The sequence below is a fragment of the Bacillus pseudomycoides DSM 12442 genome (assembly GCF_000161455.1).
Lineage (GTDB): Bacteria > Bacillota > Bacilli > Bacillales > Bacillaceae_G > Bacillus_A > Bacillus_A pseudomycoides.
The window spans coordinates 4920936-4921180 of record NZ_CM000745.1 but is presented as its reverse complement, the minus strand read 5'-3'; the positions used below and the strand labels follow the sequence as shown (position 1 = coordinate 4921180).

1 protein-coding gene is annotated in these 245 nt (G+C 44.9%); it reads right to left on the bottom strand.

The window, feature by feature from the left end; all coding sequences use genetic code 11:
* A partial coding sequence (locus BPMYX0001_RS24980) for a 3D domain-containing protein (protein WP_240517018.1) occupies nucleotides 1-245 on the bottom strand: 245 nt, incomplete at both ends.

Below are 245 nucleotides of genomic sequence, written 5' to 3'. Positions count from 1 at the left end.
ATTGCTTCTCCGTAACCTTCTACCCATACTTTTGATCCAAGTGGAATCACTTTCGGGTCAACAGCAATCATTTTCATGTTTGGATTCGCTGTTAGGTCATGACCCATTGCAGTTAATACACGACCACCATATGTGCCGCCATTTTCACTCGGATGAGCTGTATATGCTGTAGCTTCAACTGTTAGTTCACGACCACCAGAAGGAGTGTTTGTTTCTGCTGCTTTGACAGCAGGTTTAGCAGCTGG